At 65.9% G+C, this 20791-nt stretch carries 15 protein-coding genes; 9 read left to right on the top strand and 6 right to left on the bottom strand.

What is annotated here, in order from left to right; all coding sequences use genetic code 11:
* The first annotated feature begins 312 nt into the window (after window positions 1-312).
* The 5 genes from AC3FLX_RS08680 to AC3FLX_RS08660 all read left to right on the top strand — a co-directional run bounded on the left by AC3FLX_RS08680 (window position 313) and on the right by AC3FLX_RS08660 (window position 10073).
* Window positions 313-807 (top strand): response regulator, encoded by a 495-nt coding sequence (locus tag AC3FLX_RS08680; RefSeq protein ID WP_488695656.1) that lies wholly within the window; start codon window positions 313-315, stop codon window positions 805-807.
* 33 nt (window positions 808-840) lie between these two features.
* Window positions 841-1209 (top strand): response regulator, encoded by a 369-nt coding sequence (locus AC3FLX_RS08675; protein ID WP_488695654.1) that lies wholly within the window; start codon window positions 841-843, stop codon window positions 1207-1209.
* A 124-nt stretch (window positions 1210-1333) separates the two neighbouring features.
* Entirely contained in the window at window positions 1334-1876 is a 543-nt protein-coding gene (locus tag AC3FLX_RS08670) for a chemotaxis protein CheW (RefSeq protein WP_488695652.1), read from the top strand.
* Between the two features lie 179 nt (window positions 1877-2055).
* A complete protein-coding gene (locus tag AC3FLX_RS08665) occupies window positions 2056-4113 on the top strand; it encodes a methyl-accepting chemotaxis protein (RefSeq protein ID WP_488696208.1) in 2058 nt (685 codons plus the stop codon).
* 38 nt (window positions 4114-4151) lie between these two features.
* Window positions 4152-10073, top strand: a complete 5922-nt coding sequence (locus AC3FLX_RS08660; RefSeq protein WP_488695650.1) for an Hpt domain-containing protein — start codon at window positions 4152-4154, stop codon at window positions 10071-10073.
* Between the two features lie 197 nt (window positions 10074-10270).
* On the opposite strand, the gene AC3FLX_RS08655 is transcribed toward AC3FLX_RS08660, so the two are convergent.
* The 4 genes from AC3FLX_RS08655 to AC3FLX_RS08640 all read right to left on the bottom strand — a co-directional run bounded on the left by AC3FLX_RS08655 (window position 10271) and on the right by AC3FLX_RS08640 (window position 14160).
* Window positions 10271-11584 carry an MFS transporter gene (locus AC3FLX_RS08655; RefSeq protein ID WP_488695648.1) on the bottom strand — a complete coding sequence of 438 codons (1314 nt, stop codon included), beginning with the start codon at window positions 11582-11584 and terminating at the stop codon, window positions 10271-10273.
* 50 nt (window positions 11585-11634) lie between these two features.
* On the bottom strand, window positions 11635-12396 hold the full coding sequence (locus AC3FLX_RS08650) for an SDR family oxidoreductase (RefSeq protein ID WP_488695646.1): 762 nt from the start codon (window positions 12394-12396) through the stop codon (window positions 11635-11637).
* A gap of 95 nt (window positions 12397-12491) precedes the next feature.
* Window positions 12492-12731, bottom strand: coding sequence for a hypothetical protein (locus tag AC3FLX_RS08645; RefSeq protein ID WP_488695644.1), 240 nt, complete (start codon window positions 12729-12731; stop codon window positions 12492-12494).
* A complete protein-coding gene (locus AC3FLX_RS08640) occupies window positions 12724-14160 on the bottom strand; it encodes an aldehyde dehydrogenase family protein (RefSeq protein ID WP_488695642.1) in 1437 nt (478 codons plus the stop codon). The genes AC3FLX_RS08645 and AC3FLX_RS08640 overlap by 8 nt, the downstream gene beginning before the upstream one ends.
* 183 nt (window positions 14161-14343) lie before the next feature.
* Here AC3FLX_RS08640 and ppa point away from each other — a divergent pair, with 183 nt between their 5' ends.
* The gene (gene ppa, locus AC3FLX_RS08635) at window positions 14344-14871 is read left to right on the top strand and encodes an inorganic diphosphatase (RefSeq protein WP_488695640.1); all 528 of its coding nucleotides are present in this window, start codon (window positions 14344-14346) and stop codon (window positions 14869-14871) included.
* A 134-nt stretch (window positions 14872-15005) separates the two neighbouring features.
* Window positions 15006-15581: a cytochrome b gene (locus AC3FLX_RS08630; RefSeq protein ID WP_488695638.1), complete on the top strand. Its 576-nt coding sequence runs from the start codon at window positions 15006-15008 to the stop codon at window positions 15579-15581.
* 22 nt (window positions 15582-15603) lie between these two features.
* On the opposite strand, the gene AC3FLX_RS08625 is transcribed toward AC3FLX_RS08630, so the two are convergent.
* Window positions 15604-16794, bottom strand: coding sequence for a GNAT family N-acetyltransferase (locus AC3FLX_RS08625; protein ID WP_488695637.1), 1191 nt, complete (start codon window positions 16792-16794; stop codon window positions 15604-15606).
* Window positions 16795-16960: 166 nt separating this feature from the next.
* Between AC3FLX_RS08625 and AC3FLX_RS08620 the strand changes: the two genes are divergently transcribed.
* Both AC3FLX_RS08620 and glnK read left to right on the top strand, forming a co-directional pair.
* Complete coding sequence (locus tag AC3FLX_RS08620; RefSeq protein WP_488695635.1) at window positions 16961-19033, top strand: NAD(+) synthase; 2073 nt, start codon at window positions 16961-16963, stop codon at window positions 19031-19033.
* Window positions 19034-19098: 65 nt separating this feature from the next.
* Window positions 19099-19437 (top strand): P-II family nitrogen regulator, encoded by a 339-nt coding sequence (gene glnK / locus AC3FLX_RS08615; protein WP_006162803.1) that lies wholly within the window; start codon window positions 19099-19101, stop codon window positions 19435-19437.
* A gap of 54 nt (window positions 19438-19491) precedes the next feature.
* Here the strand turns inward: glnK and AC3FLX_RS08610 are convergent, their stop codons facing one another.
* Window positions 19492-20712, bottom strand: coding sequence for an ISL3 family transposase (locus AC3FLX_RS08610; protein WP_488694692.1), 1221 nt, complete (start codon window positions 20710-20712; stop codon window positions 19492-19494).
* Window positions 20713-20791 lie beyond the last annotated feature (79 nt).

Raw genomic sequence — 20791 nt, 5'->3', positions numbered from 1 at the left:
CCGTGGCGCCGGGGTGTCCGGATTGACGGCCCCCCCACGAGTTGTCACACTCTGCGGCAAAACTGAACATCCGTCCGGCCGCGCCGCCAATGGCAAGGCAGGCTGAAGACGGGGTGCCGCGGCACAAAAACATGCAGTAACCGGGCAGGCGCAGATCAGAAGAGCGCCGCCACCGGCTCGGGTAGCCGGGTTTTTTGACTGGGAATTGGAAAATCGGGGGCCGCCGGCCCGCCATGCGTGGCGCCGTGCGGAAGTTCTCAAGTGAATGCCTACGCCTGTTGTGTCACGCAGGACGCGGGTCGCGGGAACAAGATGCGGGTCACTCAAACAGAACACGACACGTCTGTCGATGGGGTCAACGCCGGCGGCACCGCCGGTGCCAGCGAGGCATCCACAGTGGGCAAGACCGCTGTGAAGGTGCTCGTGATCGACGACTCCAGCACCATCCGCCGTACGGCGGAAATCTTCCTGACGCAGGCCGGATTCCAGGTCATGCTGGCCGAGGACGGCTTCGAGGCGCTCGCCAAGGTGGGCGACCTCCATCCGGACGTCATCTTCTGCGACATCCTCATGCCGCGGCTCGATGGCTACCAGACCTGCTCCCTGATCAAGAAAAGCCCGCGCTTCCACGCCATCCCCGTGATCATGCTGTCGTCCCGCGACGGTGTGTTCGACCGCTCGCGCGGCAAGCTCGTGGGCGCCCATAACCATCTGGCCAAGCCGTTTTCCCGCGAAGCCCTGCTGCAGGCCATTCAGACCTGTCTGGCGGGCTGCGCGCAGGAGCCGCGCCCGGCCGTGGCGGCATGATCGATGCCGCCTGAAGTATCCAGGAACAACACAATGACCATCAGCAAAATCCTTATCGTCGACGATTCGCCCACCGAAGCCCTGTTCATGTCCGACCTGCTCGGCAAGAAGGGCTTCAAGGTTTCGGTGGCCGGCAACAGCGAACAGGCGATGTCGCGCCTTGAGGCGGAAGCATTCGACCTGATCCTGATGGACGTGGTGATGCCGGGCCAGAACGGCTACCAGGCCACCCGTGCAATCAAGCGCGATGACCGCTTCAAGGACATCCCCGTGATCATGTGCACCAGCAAGGGCCTGGAAACGGACCGCATCTGGGGCATTCGCCAGGGCGCTTCGGACTACATCGTCAAGCCGGTGGACGGCGAGGAACTGCTGTCGAAGATCGCCGCGCTGGCGCACTGAGCGCAACGCGGCAGCCCTGGGGCCGAAGTGGGCGCGGGTGTCCCGACCGGGGACGCCAGCGGCGTCCGCGCACGGCCCCGTCACTGGTTACATCACTGGTTTCACGTTTCACTGGTATCCGATCATGACCGCGCCGCGCCAAGATATCCGAACCCGCCAGACCCGCCTGCATGACTACCAGGCCATGCTGGCACGACGCCTGCGCGAGGCGCGCAACCTGCCCGCCGTGGATAGTTACCTGGGCGTGCTGGTGGGCCAGCGCAACTGGCTGCTGCCGCTGATGGAAACGGGCGAGGTGCTGGAAATGCGCCCGCCCGCCGCGGTGCCGCTGACGCAGCCGTGGTATCGCGGCCTGGTCAACGCGCGCGGCAACCTGCTTGGGGTGATCGACTTCGGCATGTTCTGCGGCGAGGGCCAGACGCCAGTGCAGCCCGGCAGCAAGATCGTCGTGCTGTCGCGCCATGTGGAACGCGCCTGCGGCATCATCGCCACGCGCGTGGTGGGGCTGCGCCATGCGGTGGACCTGACGCCGGCGGGAGGTGCCGAGCCCGAGGGCTGGCGCGGCGCGGGCTTTGCGGACCGGGAGGGGCGCGACTGGCAGGTACTCGATATCCGCCAGTTGCTGGAGGCGCCGGCATTCCTGCAGGCCGGCCGCATCGCGGCCTGAGCACAAGAACCATACAGAAAACGAACGAACAGAGGGTTGCTATGGGTATCAAGAAGATCGGCCTGGGCCGTCGCACCGCCGCTGCAGGTGCTGCCGCGGAAGCAGCCGCGCCTCGCGCGTCGGTATTCGCCAAGGGCGGCGCGGGCAAGAGCGGCCCTGGCCAAACGCCGGTGGAACTCATGACGGGCTGGCTGTCGCGCATGCCGTTCTCGACCCAGCAACGGGCGCTGACCGGCGGCGTGGTGGTGTCGCTGCTGGCGCTGCTGGCTTCGGTTTATCTCGATAACCGCCAGGCAACCAACGGCGCGGCGCAGATCGAGATCGCCGGTAGCATGCTGATGCACTCGCAACGTCTGGGTAAAGCGGTGCCGGTGGCGCTGCTGGGTAACGCGCAGGCGTTCACGCAGCTCAAGCAGTCCAAGGAGAAGCTGACCGCCGACCTGCTGGCGCTGCAGAACGGCAGCGACGAATTGCACGTGCGCGCGACCACGGGGCCCGCCGAGCCGCTGCTCGAGAAAGCCTTCGGTTCCTGGAAGCGCTCGGAAAAGAGCGCGGCCGACGTGCTGGCCCAGCAGCCCATTCTGACCACGATCGGCCAGACGCTGCAGATCTTCAACGCATCGAACCCCGAACTGCTCGAAGCGGCCGAACAGGTGGCCGCCATCAAGCTGCAGGCCGGTTCGAACACCCGCGAGGTTGCGGCCTCGGCCCAGCTGGTGATGCTGACGCAGCGCCTGGGCAAGAACCTGAACGAGTTTCTTTCGGGTGAAGGCGTGAACCCGGAAACCGCGTTCCTGCTGGGCAAGGACACGAACACCTTCCGCGAAACGCTGGACGGCCTGACCAATGGCTCGGAAGCGCTGCGCCTGTCGCCCGCCACCGATCCGGAAACGCGCAACTACCTGCAGCAGCTGTCGCAGCGCTTCGAGGCGGTGCAGAAGACCACGCAGACGATTCTGCAGAACCTGCCCGGCCTGATCGCGGCCAAGCGCGCACAGCAGCAGATCTTCAACGACAACGAAGCGCTGCGCGGCGAGCTGGAGCAGCTGCAGGTCACCTACGCGGAAGGCGCGCGTTACCGGCCGTGGACGTTCGGCGCAATGGTGGTGTCGGCGATCGCCACGCTGCTGTGCCTGGCCGGCCTGGCGGCGCTGTACCTGCGCGACTCGCGCGTGCGTGCACTGGAAGCGGAAGCGCGCGAGCGTGAAGCCGAAGCGCGCCGTCTCGATGAAAAGCGCAACAACGACGCGACCCAGAAGGCCATTCTGCAGCTGATGAACGAGCTGCAGGACATCGCTGACGGTGACCTGACGCGTCAGGCTACCGTGACCGAGGACATCACCGGCGCCATTGCCGACTCGGTGAACTACACGGTGGAAGAACTGAAGGAACTGGTGGGCCGCGTGCAGCAGACCGCCGGACAGGTGCAGCACGCTTCGTCGCAGGTGCAGGACACCTCGGTGCAGCTGGCCGCCACGACCGAAGAGCAGTCGCGCCAGATCCGTCAGACCGGCGAGTCGGTGGTGGAGATGGCGGACCGCATCACGCAGGTATCGCGCGGCGCGGCCGAATCGGCCAACGTGGCGCGCGCCTCGCTGGCGGCGGCCGAGCAGGGCCAGCAGGCGGTGCAGAACGCGATTGCGGGCATGAACGACATCCGCGACCAGATTCAGGAAACGTCGAAGCGGATCAAGCGCCTGGGCGAGTCGTCGCAAGAGATTGGTGAAATCGTCGAGCTGATCTCGGACATTACCGAACAGACCAACGTGCTGGCACTGAACGCTGCCATCCAGGCGGCGTCGGCAGGTGAAGCGGGCCGTGGCTTCTCGGTGGTGGCGGAAGAAGTGCAGCGCCTGGCGGAACGCTCGGGCGAGGCAACCAAGCAGATCGGCGCGCTGATCCGCACGATTCAGACCGATACCCAGGACGCGGTGCACGCTATGGAGCAGAGCACGGCTGACGTGGTGGAAGGGGCGCGGCTGTCGGATAACGCCGGTGCCGCACTGGTCGAGATCGGCCGCGTGTCGCGGCAACTGGCCGAGCTGATCGAACAGATCGCGCAAACCACGTCGCACGAGGCGGGCCTGGCTACCAACGTGGCGCACCACATCGACGGCATTCTGCAGGTTACCGCGCAGACTACGGCCGGTACGCGCCACACCGCCACTTCGGTGCGCCAGCTGACCGCACTGACCGAAGAACTGCGTAACTCGGTGTCCCGATTCAAGATCGCCTGACGCCAGCCCGTACGTTGACGGCTGCACCGGAACTGGTCATGTCCCTGAATTCCATCCTCACCAGCGACGAGGCCGATCCGGCCGCGCCGCAAACGCATGCCACGCCGGAAGCGGCCGCAGCCGGGGCACCGGCTGCCCCGCAGCGCGACCTCTCCGTGCTGGCCTGGCTGGCGCCGAGCCTGCGCACCGCGCTCGACGATGCCGCGGCCGAACTCGGTCACTACGTCGACGAAATCCGGCAAACGCCGGAAGCGCTCGGTGCGCGCGATACCACGTCGCTGCGGCTGGCGGGCCAGCATCTTCACCAGGCGGCAGGCGCCGTGCATATCGTGGGCCTGCGCGGCGTGGATGCCTATTGCCAGGCACAGCGCCGGCTGCTGGAGGCCATCGACGCTGGCACCGTGGCGGCCGATAACACCGCGCTGGCGGTGTTCCGCACCGGTGTCCAGGCACTGGCCGAGTACGTCGACGACTTGATGGCCGGCGACGCCGAAGATCCGTTGCGACTGTTCCAGCCCTATGCCGCCGCGCTCACGCTGATGAAGGAAGAGCGTGTGCATCCGGCCGACCTGTGGCTCGAAGAACTGCAGATGCTGCCCGGAATTGTGCTGCCCACGCGCTCGGCATCGGCCGTCACGCGCGCGCGCCAGCGTTTCGAGGCCGCGCTGCTGAAGGCGCTGCGCCTGCCCACGCCGTGCACGGAAACGTCGCTGCTGCGTGAGGCCTGGCTGCCGCTGCAAGTGGCGCTCGACGAAGTGCGCAACAGCGAGCAGGACGCCCGCCGCACCACCGATACACCGGACCGCGGCATCTGGCACACGCTGGCGATGGTGTTTCGCGGGTTGGCCCACGGCTTGCTGCCGTCCGACCTGCTGGCCAAGCGCTTTGCCGCGCGTACCCATCTGCTGGTGCGCCAGTACCTGCAGGGACAGGTGCGCGTGCCGCAGGCGCTGCTCAACGATGCCATCTTCCTGCTGGTCAGCACCGGCCTGACACCGGATGGCCACGACGACATGACGCCGCCCGTGGTGCAGGCCGCCGTGCAGGTGCTGCGCATGGACGTCGCGCGCAGTCTGCAGGCATACCGTGTGGACCCCGCGCACATCGTGGCACGGGCCGACTACCGGCAGCGCTACTACGGTTGGCTCGACCCCATCGATACCCGCAATCTGCAGCATGCAGCCACGGCCATCGAGCGTGCCGCGGCCGACGATCAGTCCGGCTGGGAACTCGCGCTGGCATCGCTGGCCGAGGCCGCGATGCCGCTGGCGCAGCCCGCGCTGCAGCAGTGCCTGACCGCCGCCGCAGCCTATGCGGGCCAGCGGCCGGCCGGCGAAGCGCTGGGCCGTGGCGGCGTGGCGCTGTTTCTGGCGCGTGCGCTGGCCATGCCGTGGCGCGTGCACGGTAAGTCGGGCCATGCATCGGCCAAGGAATTCGCTGCCCGATGCGAGACGCTGGCAGCCTGCCTGGCCGACCCGCAGGCGGCAGCGCCGGCATGGCTGGCCGACATGGTGCAGTCCGCCAGTGGCCAGGCACAGCGCGCCGAGGCGGTGGCCCAGGCTCGCGCCCAGCTCGATAGCGGCGAATCGTGGCTCGACACGTATGACCGCAACGCGGCACGTGCCGACGCAGGCAATGCGCTGGACGATGCCGCGCAGGCATTCGGTGCGCTGCTGGCCACGATCGAACGCATTCACGGCAGTGCCGCGTTGCCCGAGGGCATCGACGACGAGACCGATGCCGCGATGGCAGCGGTGCGCACCGTGCTGCAGCGCCTGGGCGTGCTGCGCGAGACGACCGATCACGACGCGCGTATCGCCCAGCTATCCGATATCGCGGCGGACCTCGGCGCGGTGCACGCGTTTGCCGATCTGCTCGAATTCGGCCGCAAACAGCGCGATACCTTCGGCGACGACCCGCTCGCGCCCGGCGCACGGCGTCAGGAATCGGCGCCGCAGGGTGCGCTGGGCACGGCGCGCAGCGCCGCGATGGACGCCATCCGCGTTGCCGCCACCGCCGACTCGCCCGAGATCCAGCGCCTGCGCGCAGCGCTGCAGGCTGTGTCCGATCAGGCCGCCATCGACGACGATGCCGCGCTGCGCCGTCAGGCCAGCGAAGCTACTACCCAGCTCCACGCATGGCTGGCGGGAAGCGAATCGGCCGCCGAGCGCATGGTGGTGGCACTGGCCGATCCGATGCCGGTGGCCACGTCGCCTGTTGCGGGCACACCGTCCGCCGCGCCGATGCCGGCCGATACTGCCGCCATCGACGCCGAACTGCTGGACATCTTCCTGTCCGAGGCCGAAGAGGTGCTCGGCAACATCACCGCCGATCTGTCTGGCGGCCTGGATGCATTGCGCGACGCCGACGTGCTGAGCCGCATGCGCCGTGGTTTCCACACGCTGAAGGGATCGAGCCGGATGGTCGGCCTGAATCGCTATGGCGAGGCCGCCTGGGCTGTGGAACAGGTAATGAACCTGTGGATTGCAGAGGCACGCGAGCCGGCGCCCGAACTGCCGGCGCTGCTGATGCAGGCCTACGATCTGCTGCGCGACTGGGCGCTGGCGCTGCGCGACGACCCGTCGACGCTGCGCGAGATCGGCCCGCTGATCGATGCCGCGCAAGCGCTGCGCGAACCCGGTGGTGCGGTGCCGGCGACCGGCGGGATCGACTCGCTCGATGCGCTGCTGGCGCAAGCGGCCCTGCCGGAAGCGCCGGTGGCCGTGGAAGCCGCCGCCGAGATGGATGCGGCAACGGCGGAAGACAGCAACGTGCTGCCGTTCCGGCTGTCCGGTGGCCTTGCCGATGACGACGAGGGCTACAAGGTCATCGGCCCGGTTCGTATCGGTCTGGCGCTCTACAACGTCTACTTGCAGGAAGCCGACGATCTGCTGCGGCAGTTCGCCACCGACCTGTCCGAGTGGAAGCACGAGAATCATCCGTGCCCGAGCGAGCTGGCACTGCGCGTGGCGCACACGCTGCAGGGCAGTGCGTCGACGGTGGCGCTGGAGCCCGTCCGCGAGATCGCCGAAGCGCTGGAACATCTGTTGCTGCTGCTGGGCCGTCATCCGGTGGTCATGCATCCGGCCGACTTCAGGCTGCTGGATCTGGCCGTCGATCGGTTGCGCGCGATGCTGCACCAGTTTGCCGCCGGTATCTGGCCGGACAGCGATGCGTCGTTGTGCCGGGACCTGAACGACTTTGGCGAACGCGCGCTGGTACGTCCGCGTGCCGTCGTGCCGGCCGATCAGTCGGCGGGCCAGGAAGGTTCGGTGTCGCAGTTGTTCGGGACCCAGGCGCAACAGCCGTTGCCCGAAATCGACGAAGCCGTGCAGGCGCCGCCGGCCGAGCTGCCGCCGGTGAAGCTGACGCCGATCACGTCGCTGCCGCCCGTATCGGCGCCGGCCACTTCCGCACTGACGCCAGTCACGCCGCTCCACGACGCCGTGGTGATCTCGCTGCCGACGCCGTCGCGCCACGACTCGATCGCCGTGGCGCACGTCACGCCCGACTCGCCCGACACGCTGCCGCTGGAAGACACGTCGACCGATGCGTCGTTGCTTGATCCGGCACTGGTCGAAATCTTCCTGGAAGAAGCGCACGGCACGCTGCCCGACCTGGGCAAGATGGTGCGCACATGGGAATCCACGCCCGACGACGCGCAGCATGGCGGCCTGATCCTGCGCGGCCTGCACACGCTCAAGGGCAGCGCGCGCATGGCCGGTGCGATGGCACTGGGCCAGGCCGCGCATGAAATGGAAACGCTGCTGGAGACCAGTGTGCGCGGCCAGCGCGTGACGCCGGACCTGTTCGGCAAGCTGTACGCCTGGTACGACCGTATTCTGGCGCACGTGGACGCGCTGCAGAATGGCCGCCTGCTGCCGGTGGACGATGCCGATGTGGTCAACGGCCTGGTCGCCGCTCCGACGGCACCGGTGTCTGAGACGCAGGAAGCGTCGGCGCCCGCCGTGCCTGGCAACGCGCTCGTGCCGGCGACAACCGCGCTGATGCCGGCGGCGCCCGTGACGCTGCCCACCGATACCGAGCGCCAGCGCGCGCTGGTGCGCGTGCAGGCCCGCACGCTGGACACGCTGATCAACGACGCAGGCGAGGTGAGCGCCACGCGCGCACGCCTGGACAGCGAACTCGACGCACTGCGTAGCTATCTGGGCGAACTGAACGATAACGTGGCACGTCTGCGCATGCAGCTGCGCGAAATCGAAATGCAGGCCGAAACGCAGATGGCATCGCGTATCGCCGACCAGCAGCACAACCAGGAATTCGATCCGCTGGAATTCGACCGCTTCACGCGATTCCAGGAACTGACGCGGATGATGGCCGAGTCGGTCAACGACGTGGCTACCGTCGAGCAGAACCTGCAGCGCGGCTTTGACCGCGCGTCGGGTGACCTGGCGGCTCAGGCGCGGCTGACGCGGGGGCTGCAGCGCGGCCTGATGCAGGCGCGCATGGTGCAGTTCGATGCGCTGGCCGAGCGGCTGTATCGCGTGGCGCGCCAGTCGGCCAACGAGACCGGCAAGGAAGTGCGGTTGCTGATCAAGGGCGGTACCGTGGAAATCGACCGCTCGGTGCTGGACCGCATGGCCGGCCCGATCGAGCATTTGATCCGCAATGCCGTGGTGCATGGCATCGAGGCGGCCGAGGTGCGCCGCGCAGCGGGCAAGGCGGTCACCGGTGCACTGACCCTTGAGGTGCAGCAGGAAGGCAACGAGGTGGTGCTGACGTTCTTTGACGACGGCGGCGGCCTGAACCTGCAGCGTATCCGCGAACGTGCCGTGGCACGTCAGCTGATGGCGCCAGATGAAGATGCCAACGACGCGCGCCTGACGGAGATGATCTTCGCGCCGGGATTCAGCACGGCTGACGCCGTTTCGGAACTGGCAGGGCGTGGCGTGGGCATGGATGTGGTGCGCGCCGAGACCGTGGCGCTGGGTGGCCGTATCACGCTGTCCACTGAAATGGGCCGGGGCACCAGCTTTACGGTGCACCTGCCGCTGACCACGGCCATTACGCAGGTGCTGCTGGTGTCGCTGGGCGGGCGCATGTTCGCCATGCCAAGCGGCATGATCGACCAGGTTCACCAGTTGCGCGAGAAGCCGCTGCTGGAAGCCTACAACGCGGGCCGCTTTGCGGCCGCCGGTATCGAGGTGCCGTTCTACTACTTCGGCGCGCTGCTTGAGGAAACCTCGGCAATGGCGTCGGGACGCAAGTATTCGCCGGTGGTGGTGGTGCGTTCCGGTGCCGAGCGGGTGGCCGTGCATGTCGACGACGTGCTGGGCAACCGAGAAGTGGTGGTGAAGCACATCGGCCCGCATCTGGCTCGCCTGGAGGGTATTGCCGGGGCGACGACGCTTGGTGACGGCGAGATCGTGCTGATCTACAACCCGGTGGTGCTGGCGCAGCGCTGGGTGCGCGAGCGCGGTGCTGCGGCACCGGCCTTGCCGGCGCCGCTGTTGGCGGAGCAGGTGGGCGCCGTGGCCGAGTTTGTCGACGCCGGTACGCCGGTGCCGGTGGCGGGGCTGATGACGCAGCCGACCGTGATGGTGGTGGACGATTCGCTGACGGTGCGCAAGGCCAGCCAGCGCCTGCTGACGCGTGCCGGCTATCAGGTGGTGCTGGCGCGCGACGGTGTGGATGCGCTGCGGCAGTTGCAGGAAGTGATGCCCGACGCGATGCTCGTCGACATCGAGATGCCGAACATGGATGGCTTCGACCTGACGCGCAACGTCCGCGCCGACTCACGTACCAGCCACATGCCGCTGGTCATGATCACGTCGCGGACGGCGGAAAAACATCGCCGCTATGCCGCGGAAATCGGCGTGAACGTCTATCTGGGCAAGCCGTTCAACGAGGACGAACTGCTGCGCACGCTGCAGCAACTGATCGGCGAGAAGGCCGCCGCGACGGCGTCGTCGGTGGCACAGATGCTGGGCGAAGCGTAAGCAAGCTGCGCCTGGTTTGCTCCCCTCTCCCGTGAAACGGGAGAGGGGCCGGGGGAGAGGGTTCAGTGGTGACAACTGCCACGGTCGGCAAGCAGCACCTCGTTGCCCTCTCCCCCAACCCCTCTCCCGCCTTGCGGGAGAGGGGAGCAAAATCTTCCCAGGGACGCAGGGAGAGGGGAGTGCCTACGTCTGACCAATCACTCAGTCTTCCGCCCCACCATTTTCGCCGGCACCGACAGCGTCAGTGCCGCGCCCACGACCATGCATGCGGCCAGCAGGTACATGCCCGAGTCCGTGCTCTGCGTCAGGTCCTTGAGCCAGCCCACGGCGTAGGGGCTGATAAAGCCTGCCAGGTTCCCTAGCGAGTTGATCAAAGCGATTCCGGCTGCCGCGCCCGTGCCGGCCAGGAAGGCCGTCGGCAGGCTCCAGAACAACGGCAGCGTGGTCAGGATGCCGATCGTGGCCAGCGTCAGTGCGACCATCGCCATCGTGGTGTCGCCATGCCACTGTACCGACAGCACCAGGCCCACGGCGCCCAGCAGCGCGGGCACCGCGATATGCCAGCGGCGCTCGCCGCGGCGGTCCGCGCTATGGGCGAACAGGATCATGCCGATCACTGCGCAGCCATACGGAATGGCGGTCAGCAGGCCCACATCGAACGCGCCCTTGACGCCGGTCTGCTTGATGATCGTGGGCAGCCAGAAGCTCACGCCATACAGGCCCATCACGAAACTGAAGTAGATCGCGCTCATCAGCCAGACGCGCGGGCTGAACAGCACCTCGCGGACGGGCGGGTCTTCCTTGTGCTGGTCTTCGGCCGCGATATTGCGTTCCAGCAGCGCGCGCTCGTCGGCGGTCAGCCACTTGGCGTGCGAGATGCGGTCGTCCAGGTACAGCAGCACCCAGATGCCCACCAGGATCGACGGAATGCCTTCGACCAGGAACATCCATTGCCAGCCGGCCCAGCCGTTGTGGCCGTCGAACGATTGCATGATCCAGCCCGACAGCGGCCCGCCGATTACGCCCGACAGCGCAATCGCCGTCATGAAGAACGTGGTGGTGCGCCCGCGCCGGCTGGCCGGATACCAGTAGGTCAGGTACAGGATGATGCCCGGAAAGAAACCGGCCTCCGCGATACCTAGCAGGAAGCGCAGCACGTAGAACATCGTCGGCGTGGTCACGAACATCATCGCCGCCGATATCAGGCCCCACGTGATCATGATCCGCGCGATCCAGATGCGCGCGCCCACCTTGTGCAGGATCACGTTGCTCGGCACCTCGAACATGAAGTAGCCGATGAAGAAGATGCCGGCGCCCAGCCCGTAAATGGTTTCGCTGAACTGCAGGTCATTGAGCATCTGCAGTTTGGCGAAACCCACGTTGACGCGGTCAAGATAGGCCACGACGTAGCAGAGCAGCAGGAACGGCACCAGACGCCAGCTGACCTTGCGGTAGACGGCGTCCTCGAAGCCGGCGTCGCGCGCGCCGGCATTGACTGCGGTGGTAGTCATCGATGTCTCCTCATTGGGATGGTTTTTTTTCTGATGCGGATGATCGGAGGTCAGACGCAGCGCCCGCCGTCTACCTCGATGCAGGTGCCCGTGATGAAACTGGCTTCGTCCGATGCCAGGTACAGGCAGGCATTGGCCACATCCTGCGGCGTGGACATGCGACCCATCGGAATCGTGGCCAGGAATTTCGCGCGGTTCTCGGGCGTGTCCGGCAGGCCCATGAATTGCTCCAGCAGGCCCGTGGCACCGATCACCGGATTCACGCAGTTCACGCGGATATTGTCGGGGCCCAGCTCGGCTGCCATCGCCTTGCTGGCCACGATGACCGCGCCCTTGCTGCCGTTGTACCAGACCAGGCCGGGACGCGGACGGATGCCGGCCGTCGACGCGATGTTGACAAAGTTGCCGCCGCCACGGCGCCGGAAGTGCGGGATGAAGTGGTGGGCCGACCAGTAGATGCTTTTGACGTTGACTGCGTAGACGCGGTCGAACTCTTGCTCGCTGACTTCGAGGATCGGCTTGTTGCGGTGGGTGGTGCCGGCGTTGTTGACCACGCAGTGCACGTCACCGAACGCGGCCAGTGTGGCGTCGCGCATGGCGGCCACGTCATCGCCCTGCGACACATCGGCGCGCACCGCGCCCGCCTTGCCGCCGGCGTCGCGGATGGCGGCGGCCACGCGCTCCGCTGCGTCGAGGTTCAGGTCGGCCACCATCACGGCGGCCCCCTCGCGCGCAAACGTATGGGCGATGCCTTCGCCAAAGCCCGAGCCTCCGCCCGTGACTACCGCTACCTTGCCAGCCAGTCTGGTCATTACCTGTCTCCTTGCTGTCGAATGAGGCCCGGCGCGGTTCTGTGCCGCGCTACGGGCGGGACTTCGTTACTGCGGAATCGGAATCGAAATCGGAATCAGTGGAAGGGACCCCTGCCGCGCAGTGCATTGGCCACCATCATGATCCCCAGAAGGAAGGGCAGGGCGACGTACATGCACCAGTGGATGCGGTCTCCCACGGTGTCGCCCCATTTGCGCTTGAACACCTGCAGACGAGGCATGCCCGACGGATTCGTGGCGCGCTTGTTCCTGACATGCCACGCCATCCAGAAAAAGAAGATCGCGAAGGCGACGGAAAGAAAGTTGATGCTACCCATGTTGAATGGCGATGGTTTTCAGAGTGGTAAATCCGTACAGGGCTTCGAAGCCCTTCTCGCGGCCATAGCCCGAATGGCCGGTGCCGCCAAACGGCAGCTCGACGCCGCCGCCGGCGCCATAGTTGTTGATGAATACCTGCCCCGCGCGCAGCTTGCGCGCCAGCCGCATCTGCCGGCCGCCGTCGCGTGTCCAGACGCCGGCCACCAGGCCGTACGGCGTGCCGTTGGCCAGGCGCACGGCTTCGTCCTCGTCATCGAACGGCATGGCTGCCAGCAGCGGGCCGAAGACTTCTTCCTGCGCAAGACGATGATTGTGCGGCACGTCGCGGAACAGCATCGGCACCTGGTAGTAGCCGGACTCCGGCGCGTCGCCCACGATCTGGCCCTGCGCCATCACGGCGATACCGGCGTGCTGGGCATCGGACACGAAATCCCAGACGCGCTGCTGCTGCTTGCGGCTGATCAGCGGGCCGCATTCCAGGTCGAGTTCCGAAGGCCCCACGCGCAGTGCCTCGAACACGCCTGACAGGCGGTCCAGCAGCGCCTCATAGACAGGCCGCTCCACCAGCAGACGGCTGCCGGCCGAGCATGTCTGGCCAGCATTCTGCACGATGCCGTTGACGACGACGGGCAGCAGCGCGTCGAGGTCGGCATCGGCAAACACCACCTGGGGCGACTTGCCGCCCAGTTCCAGCGTCACGGGCACGTGGTTTTCGGAGGCCAGCTGCGACACGAGCTTGCCGGTCTGGGGTGAGCCGGTGAAGGAAATATGGTTGATGCCCGGATGACGGGCCAGTGCGGCACCGGCCTCGTGGCCGTAGCCGGTGACGATGTTCAGCGCGCCTTCGGGCAGCCCCGCCTCGGCGGCCAGCTCGGCCACGCGCAGGATCGACAGGCAGGCGTCCTCGGCTGGCTTGACCACGCAGGCATTGCCGGTGGCCAGCGCCGCGCCGACGCTGCGGCCAAAGATCTGCAGCGGGTAGTTCCACGGGATGATGTGGCCGGTCACGCCATGCGGTTCACGCACGGTGAGGACCGTGTAGCCGGCGTTGTAGGGGATGGTTTCGCCGTGCAGTTTGTCGGCGGCGCCCGCGTAGAACTCGAAATAGCGGGCCACGGCGCGCGCGTCGGCGCGGGCCTGGCGCAGCGGCTTGCCGGTGTCGCGTGCTTCCAGCGCGGCCAGTTCGTCCTCGTGATCGATCAGCTTGAGCGCCAGGCGGTTCAGCAGGCGCACGCGGTCGGCCGGGTTCATCGCGCCCCATTCGCCCTCGAATGCCTGGCGGGCGGCGCGCACGGCCACGCTGATATCGGTGGCATTGCCGCGGGCGATCTCGGCGAACGGCTCGCCGCTGGAGGGGTCGAACACCTTGATGCGCAGGCCGGAATCGGGCGCGATCAGGCGGTTGGCGACGAAATGCTGGGCATGCATGCAGGTCTCCACGGCTCCGGTTATGGAGCAAATGCTGAAATCGGGAATGCCGCATTATCGCGCACCGCGCCGGACGCGCAAGGCATCACGCGTCACCCGGCGCGCAACGGTTGTCAGGCTGCGGTCAGGGCCGACCCGCTATAATGCCGCCCATCCCATTCCACAGGTATTCGGAGAACTCGCATGAGCTTCAACCTCGTCTCCCCGGGCAAGGACCTTCCCAACGATTTCAACGTCATCATCGAGATTTCGGCCCAGAGCGATCCGGTGAAGTATGAAGCCGACAAGGAAACCGGCCTGCTGTTCGTGGACCGTTTCATCGGCACGGGCATGCGCTACCCGGCCAACTACGGTTTCATTCCGCAAACGCTGTCCGGTGACGGCGATCCGGTCGATGTGCTGGTCATCACCCCGTTCCCGATCCTGGCCGGCGCTGTCGTGCGCTGCCGTGCACTGGGCATGCTGAAGATGACCGACGAGTCGGGCGTGGACGCCAAGCTGGTGGCCGTTCCGGTCGACAAGCTCAGCCCGGCTACCGCCAATATCAAGGGCCTGTCCGACGTGCAGCAAAACACGCTCGACCAGATCAAGCACTTCTTTGAGAACTACAAGGCACTCGAAGCGGGCAAGTGGGTCAAGGTCGAAGGCTGGGCCGGTATCGAGGAAGCCCACAAGGAAATCACCGACGGCGTGGCGAACTTCAAGAAGTAATCGCACCGCTGCCGTTGGCCAGGAAACCCCGCCGCCCGGCGGGGTTTTTTGTTGGCCGCGCTGATCCTTGGCAAGGTCGGTCCTCGGATGCCGGCGGTAAGCTTGGCTCGTTCCCCATAAATCTGGAGTTACCGATGTCTGTCCCGCAGACCAGCGTGCCCGTGCAGGGCGCGGCCGTATTCGCGCGTTATGACGCGATGGCGATCGCGTTTCACTGGCTGATGTTCATCCTGATTGCCGTGGCCTACGCGGCGATCGAGTTGCGCGGCTTTACGGACAAGGGCACAGCGGCGCGCATGGTCGTCATGGAACTTCACAAGTGGACCGGCGCGCTGGTGCTGGCACTGGCCGTGCCGCGCCTGCTCTGGCGCCTGATGCGCGGTGCACCCGCACCCGAGCCGGGTCCGCGCGTGGCGCATCTGGCCAGCGCGGCCGGGCATGGGCTGCTTTATCTCTTCCTGTTCGCCCAGCCTATCCTCGGCCTGGTCATGACCAACGCGGCCGGACGATTTCTGACGGTGCCCTTGCTGGGCATCGACCTGCCACCGATCGTCGCGCCGAATCCTGAGCTGAAGGACGTTGCGAAGGAAATCCACGAAGTCCTTGGCAAGGCGTTCTACCTCGTGATCGGTCTCCATGCGATGGCCGCGCTGTTTCACCACTACATGCTGGGCGATAACACGATGCGGCGCATGCGGTGGCGCCGCTAGCCGTCACCGAGCCGCGACCACTTCAATCCGCCTGTCTGGCAAACGGATTGCGATCGTTCAGTTCGTCCAGATAGGCGTCCATGCCCTGGCGCTCCCGTTCCAGGAATCGCTCCACGGCATCGGCAAACGCCGGGTGCGCGAGCCAATGCGCCGAGCGCGTGGCAACTGGCAGGAAGCCGCGCGCCATCTTGTGCTCGCCCTGCGCGCCGCCTTCGAAGGTGCCGATGCCCTCGGCGATGCAGAATTCCAGCGGCTGGTAGTAGGCGGTTTCGAAATGCAGGCAGGGGTGATGCTCCAGGGCGCCCCAATAGCGGCCATAAAGCGTGCTGACGGCGGGATCGGCATCGTAGACCAGCAGTGAGCTGGCGATGTCGCGGCCTTCGCGCGTGGCGATCACGAGCAGCAGGTTTTCGGGCATCGCCTCGCCGATGCGGCGGAAGAAGTCGAGGTTCAGGTAGGGCGAGGAATGATGCTCGCGGTACGTCTGCCGATAGCAGCGGTTGAAGAACTTCCATGCATCGTCGTCGATGTCCGCGCCCTTCAACTGGCGGAACGTGATGCCTGCTTCGGCAACGCGCCGGCGTTCGGCGCGGATATTCTTGCGCTTCTTCTGCGACAGCGTGGCCAGGAACGCTTCGAAATGCTCGTAGCCAGGGTTGGTCCAGTGGAACTGCACGCCGTGGCGCATCATCATGCCGGCCTCTTCCATCAGGTCGGCCTCGTGGTCAGACGGAAACAGGATGTGCAGCGACGACAGCTGGCTTTCCTCGGCCATTGCCAGCGCGAAACGGAGCAAGACATGGCGGGCCAGGTCATCTTCCGCGAGCAGCCGTGCGCCACGCACCGGGGTGAATGGCACCGCCGCGAGCCACTTGGGATAGTAATCAAGCCCGTGCTGGCGATAGGCGTCCGCCCAGGCCCAGTCGAACACGTACTCGCCATAGGAGTGCGACTTGGCATAGAGCGGCATGGCGGCCGCCAGACGGTCGCGCCCCGGGCCATTGCCGTCGGGCACCCAGAGCGTCAGGAAGCGCGGCGACCAGCCGGATTCGTCGGTGGCGCTGCCGCTGGCGTGCATGGCATGCAGGAACGCGTGGCGCAGGAACGGCGTGGGTTCGGGCTGGGCGGCGAGTAGCGCGTCCCAGTCGGCGGCATCGATCTCGGCAAGGTCCAGCACGATGTCCGTGCGGTATTGGGGACGCGGGTCACTCATAAACGGGTTGGCGTAGGTGCCGGCCGAGTCTACCGGAATTGAATTTGTGCTGCAGGCGTTGTCAGCGCGACGACGGGCGACGGCGTGCGGCAGGGCGTCGTAGAATGCGCATATCCGTTTTTCGATGTCCACTCCCCCGACGTTCCTTCCCGGTACGGGCCCAGACATGACGCACCCCTTCCACAATCTCTATTCCCACGGCTTTGCGCGCGTGGCCGTTGGCGTGCCCGAGTGCCGCGTGGCCGATCCCGCCTTCAACGCCGAACAGACCATTGCGCTGGCACGCCAGGCCGCCGACGGCGGCGCGGTGCTGGTGGCTTTTCCAGAACTTGGCCTGCCGGCCTACACCTGCGACGATCTGTTCCATCAGCGCGCGCTACTGCGCGAATGCGAGTTGGCGCTGCAGCGGATCGTCGAGGCATCGGCGGGCATCCGTGCCGCGATGATCGTCGGCATGCCGGTGCTGGTGGAACACCAGTTGTTCAATTGCGCGGTGGTGGTGGCCAATGGCACCGTGCAGGGCGTGGTGCCGAAGACCTATCTGCCGAACTACTGGGAGTTCTACGAGGCTCGCCAGTTCAGCAGCGCCGATTGCGCGGCCGTCGATACGGTTTCGTTGCTGGGTGCCGAAGTGCCTTTTGGCGCGAACCTGCTGTTCGATATCGAGAACATTCCGTTCTTCCGGTTCCACGCGGAAATCTGCGAAGACGTCTGGGTGCCGATTCCGCCGTCGTCGTTTGCGGCGCTGGCCGGTGCGACGGTGCTGGTGAACCTGTCGGCGTCGAACATCGTGATCGGCAAGTCTGGCTACCGGCATCAGCTCGTGTCCCAGCAGTCGGCCCGTTGCCTGGCCGCGTACCTGTACACGTCCGCCGGCAAGGGGGAATCCACCACCGACCTGGCCTGGGACGGTCAGGCGCTGATCTATGAAAACGGCGAGCTGCTGGGCGAATCGGAGCGGTTTGCCGATGCATCGCACCTGCTCTTTGCCGATGTCGACCTGGAGCGGCTGTCGCGCGAACGCATGCACCAGACGTCGTTCGGGCAGTCGGTGCGCCGTCACAAGGACGAAGTCGAGAAATTCGACGTAGTGGCGTTCCATATGGAATTGCCTACCGCGCAGGAGCTGCCGCTGGAGCGCAAGGTGGAGCGCTTTCCGTACGTGCCGGCCGACGCGCGGCGCCGCGACGAGCGCTGCATGGAGGTCTACAACATCCAGGTGCAGGCGCTGGTGCAGCGGTTGTCGTCAAGCCGGATCAAGAAGGTGGTCATTGGCGTATCGGGCGGGCTGGATTCCACCCACGCGCTGCTGGTTTGCGCCAAGGCGATTGACCGACTGGGCCTGCCGCGCGCCAATATCCTGGCCTATACGATGCCTGGCTTTGCCACGAGCGACCGCACGCTGAAGCAGGCGCGCGAACTGATGGAAGTGGTGGGATGCACGGCGCGCGAGATCGATATCCGGCCGAGCTGCATGGCCATGCTCAAGGACCTGGACCATCCCTATGCACGCGGCGAGCACGTCTATGACGTGACATTCGAGAACGTGCAGGCCGGTGAGCGAACCAACCACCTGTTCCGGCTGGCCAATCACAATGGCGCGATCGTGATCGGCACCGGTGATCTGAGCGAACTGGCGCTGGGCTGGTGCACGTACGGCGTGGGGGACCATATGTCCCACTACAACGTCAACGCCAGCGTTCCCAAGACACTGATCAGCCACCTGGTGCGCTGGGTGGCCGATACGGGCCAGGTGCTGGACACCGGCAAGGACGTGCTGCTGGCCGTGCTGGATACCGATATCAGCCCGGAACTGGTGCCCAGCGGGGCATCGGGCGACGGGCAGGACGAGGCGCCCGGCCAGAAGACCGAGCAGATCATCGGACCGTACGAGCTGCAGGACTTCAATCTCTACTACACGCTGCGCTACGGCTACGCGCCGTCCAAGGTGGCGTTCCTGGCGCTGCACGCCTGGGGCGACGTGGAGCGCGGCGTCTGGCCGAACGGCCCCCATGTGACCCGCAACAGCTACCAACTGCCGGAAATCAAGCGGATCCTCGGGATTTTTGTCGACCGGTTCTTCCGTACCAGCCAGTTCAAGCGCTCGTGCATTCCGAATGCGCCGAAGGTGGGTTCGGGCGGTTCGTTGTCGCCGCGTGGCGATTGGCGCGCCCCTAGCGACGGCGAATCGGCGGTCTGGATGCGCGACCTGGACCGCATTCCAGACCAGGCGAACTGACTGGGATGTGGTGTTTCGGGCTAGAATCTGTCATCTTCCGACACCTTTAGAGACAGAGGCCAGCCATGAAGCAGATTACCGCCATCATCAAACCGTTCAAGCTCGACGAAGTGCGTGAAGCACTGGCCGACGTGGGCGTGACCGGTCTGACGGTGACCGAGGTAAAGGGATTTGGCCGCCAGAAGGGTCATACCGAGCTATACCGCGGCGCCGAATATGTGGTCGACTTCCTGCCGAAAATCAAGATCGAGGTGGTGGTTGCCGAGAACCAGCTCGACACCGTGCTCGACGCCATCGTCAAGGCCGCCCACACGGGCAAGATCGGCGACGGCAAGATCTTCGTGACCGAGATCGAGCGCGTGATCCGTATCCGCACCGGCGAGCAGGACGAAGCAGCAGTCTGAGCAAAAACCGGGTTTGAGAAAAAAAGCCGGCCTTCGGGCCGGCTTTTTTTTGGTTCAACGAGGAATTCCGGGGAAGGCAGCCTTGATCTTCAGGAAGAAGTATTCCTCGTCGCGGTAGCCGTAGGCCCTACGCTTGATGACCTTGATGGTGTTGTTGATGCCCTCTACGACGCTCGTGTTCAGCGGGTGCCGGCATCGGGCGATGATGCCGTGCCAATAGGCTTTCAGGCGCTGGGCGAACAGTTCGAGAGCCGGAATCCGGCTCTGGCTTGCCTGTTCACACCAATGCTCCCACGCCTTTTGCGCCCATCCCGGGCGGCGGTAGAACCACAGCCGCTTGAGCTCGTCTCTCAGGATGTAGACCGTCAGCAACGGCTGATTGGCCTGCAGCACCTCGTTCAGATGCACGGCTTGAGGGTCGCTCAGGTTCTCCTTGTTGCGCAGCAGTAGCCAGCGCGTGGACTTGAGTACCCGTCTGGCCGGACGGTCGTGCCGCAGGCGGTTGGCCTGATCTACACGGACCCGGTCGATCACCTCGCGCCCGTACTTGGCCACGACGTGGAAGAGGTCGAAGACCACCTCAGCCTGCGGGCAATGCTCGCGGATCTCCAGTTCATAGGCGGTCGTCATGTCGATGGCAACGGCCTCGATGCGCTCTGCCGCGCCTGCCGGGAGTTGCGCAAAGAAGGCGCGCGCCGTCTCGCGCGAGCGGCCCTGACCGATCCAGAGCACTTGCCGCCCAATCGGATCGACCACCACCGTCGCATAGCGATGGCCCTTGTGCAGCGCGAATTCGTCCATGGCCAGGTAGCGGATGCTGGACCAGTCCGGCTCGACGACTGCCTCGCGCAGGCGCGCCTTGTCGATCGTCTTGACGGTATGCCAGCCCAGGTCATAGAAAGCCGCCACGGCCTGCACCGTGCAGTGACGCAGCAACTGCCCGCAGGCCTGCGCCAGCCTGGCTGTGACACGCTGGTAGCGCCCAAGCCATTCGAGCCGCTCGAGTCGCGGCCCCCCGCATTGATCGCACCAGACGCGCCTGCGGGGGACATGCAGCACCACCCGGTACTCGAACAGCGGAAGATCGCGCACGCGCCGCACCACCGTTTCATGGACCTGCCGGCACTTCGATCCGCATTCCTCGCAGTACATGACCTTGCTGACTGGCTTCAAGTACAGCGCCAGCGTACGGCTCTCCCCTTCAGGCCATACCACCCGATCCAGCCTGTAGCCATCCCAGCAGCCCAAGGCCTGCAGCGTCTTCCGATCCAGCATCCCGTTCCTCAACAGCCGTCTTAACGGCCATTAGGATACGGAATGTGGCAATTCAGTCCCCGGAATTCTCCGAAGAACC

The organism is Cupriavidus sp. 291-E7, from assembly GCF_057798835.1.
Note: the sequence above shows the minus strand (reverse complement) of the source record. Positions and strands in the feature narration are given on the sequence as shown.

Bases quoted from the DNA above. Each gene is read 5' to 3' on its own strand.
- AC3FLX_RS08680 (WP_488695656.1), top strand. From the start codon at position 313: ATGCGGGTCACTCAAACAGAACACGACACGTCTGTCGATGGGGTCAAC.
- AC3FLX_RS08675 (WP_488695654.1), top strand. From the start codon at position 841: ATGACCATCAGCAAAATCCTTATCGTCGACGATTCGCCCACCGAAGCC.
- AC3FLX_RS08670 (WP_488695652.1), top strand. From the start codon at position 1,334: ATGACCGCGCCGCGCCAAGATATCCGAACCCGCCAGACCCGCCTGCAT.
- AC3FLX_RS08665 (WP_488696208.1), top strand. From the start codon at position 2,056: ATGACGGGCTGGCTGTCGCGCATGCCGTTCTCGACCCAGCAACGGGCG.
- AC3FLX_RS08660 (WP_488695650.1), top strand. From the start codon at position 4,152: ATGTCCCTGAATTCCATCCTCACCAGCGACGAGGCCGATCCGGCCGCG.
- AC3FLX_RS08655 (WP_488695648.1), bottom strand. From the start codon at position 11,584: ATGACTACCACCGCAGTCAATGCCGGCGCGCGCGACGCCGGCTTCGAG.
- AC3FLX_RS08650 (WP_488695646.1), bottom strand. From the start codon at position 12,396: ATGACCAGACTGGCTGGCAAGGTAGCGGTAGTCACGGGCGGAGGCTCG.
- AC3FLX_RS08645 (WP_488695644.1), bottom strand. From the start codon at position 12,731: ATGGGTAGCATCAACTTTCTTTCCGTCGCCTTCGCGATCTTCTTTTTC.
- AC3FLX_RS08640 (WP_488695642.1), bottom strand. From the start codon at position 14,160: ATGCATGCCCAGCATTTCGTCGCCAACCGCCTGATCGCGCCCGATTCC.
- ppa (WP_488695640.1), top strand. From the start codon at position 14,344: ATGAGCTTCAACCTCGTCTCCCCGGGCAAGGACCTTCCCAACGATTTC.
- AC3FLX_RS08630 (WP_488695638.1), top strand. From the start codon at position 15,006: ATGTCTGTCCCGCAGACCAGCGTGCCCGTGCAGGGCGCGGCCGTATTC.
- AC3FLX_RS08625 (WP_488695637.1), bottom strand. From the start codon at position 16,794: ATGAGTGACCCGCGTCCCCAATACCGCACGGACATCGTGCTGGACCTT.
- AC3FLX_RS08620 (WP_488695635.1), top strand. From the start codon at position 16,961: ATGACGCACCCCTTCCACAATCTCTATTCCCACGGCTTTGCGCGCGTG.
- glnK (WP_006162803.1), top strand. From the start codon at position 19,099: ATGAAGCAGATTACCGCCATCATCAAACCGTTCAAGCTCGACGAAGTG.
- AC3FLX_RS08610 (WP_488694692.1), bottom strand. From the start codon at position 20,712: ATGCTGGATCGGAAGACGCTGCAGGCCTTGGGCTGCTGGGATGGCTAC.